The following is a 1,121-nucleotide window of genomic DNA, read 5'->3' as shown; positions in this document are numbered from 1 at the left end:
CGTGAAGAGTTTCGGGCGCCGGCAGGCGTACGAAAGTCCCCGAGGAAGGAACCCGCGGGCCACAGGCGATGGTTATGGGGATTTCGATTTGCGGCTGGTGTCGGCGATGGCGCGACCGCCGCTGGGAAGCGGCGGGTTTGATGCGGACGGACCGTTTCGCGTTTCAGCCACGCGGTATTGTCGGCTCGTCGCGCGGCCGGACGCGACCCCCTCGGCGTCGATAATCACCATGGACACGCGTGGGTCCGTTGCCGGAGGCTGAGTGCCTGCGGCTGAAGGCTGGAGCATGCCATGCCGGGTCATGGAGAGTTCTCCCGGTTCGTCGCCGTGGTGTCCGGCGGTCCGCGCGGCTGTCGCCACCGTTCGAACGTCTCGATGATGATCATGCTTCCGCCGCAGCACCGGCATGGCGGACGGAAGTCAGTCGGTTCTACCGAGTTGTCGTCCTCCGACGGCGCAGCGACGTTCAGCAGTTCGCGGGCGCGTGCGAGGCTGGTCTTGCGAGCAGAGCCGGCGAGCAGGCCGTAGTGCCGGATGCGGTGGAAGCCACGTGGCAGGATGTGGAACAGGAATCGGCGGATGAACTCGTCGGTGGCGAGCGTCATGACCTGCTGCCGATCGGCGCCGTCGCGGCGGTAGTCCTTGTAGCGGAAGGTGACGCCGCTCTTGTCGAAGGCGATCAGCCGGCGGTTCGAGATCGCAACCCGGTGGGTATAGCGGGACAGATAGGCGAGCACCGCCTCCGGCCCGGCGAACGGCGCCTTGGCGTACACCACCCAGCGCTTCTTGCGGACCGGCGACAGGTGCCGCACGAATGCCTGCCGCGCGGACAGGTGCGCCATCGATCCGAAGAAGGCGAGCCGTCCTGCGTCGTGCAGCGCGACCAGCCGGGTGAGGAAGAGCCGTCGGAACAGCTTGCCGAGTACGCGTACCGGAAGCAGGAAGGCCGACCGAGAAGATATCCAGCGGCTTCCGTCCGGCGCGATGCCGCCGCCCGGCACGATCATGTGCAGGTGCGGATGGTGCGTCATCGCCGATCCCCAGGTGTGGAGCACCGCGGTGATGCCGATGCGCCCGCCGAGGTGTCTTGGGTCGGCGGCGATAGTCAGCATCGTCTCCGC

The 1,121-nt window shown here is 67.4% G+C and carries 1 protein-coding gene; it reads right to left on the bottom strand.

Going from position 1 to position 1,121, the window contains the following annotated elements; all coding sequences use genetic code 11:
- Positions 1-299: 299 nt before the first annotated feature.
- A partial coding sequence (locus NKJ94_RS37375; RefSeq protein WP_352532786.1) for an IS91 family transposase occupies positions 300-1,121 on the bottom strand: 822 nt, incomplete at its 5' end.

It is taken from the genome of Mesorhizobium sp. M0060, from assembly GCF_040323155.1.
GTDB lineage: Bacteria > Pseudomonadota > Alphaproteobacteria > Rhizobiales > Rhizobiaceae > Mesorhizobium.
The sequence above is the reverse complement of the archived record's forward strand: the minus strand, read 5'-3'. Positions and strand labels throughout refer to the sequence as shown.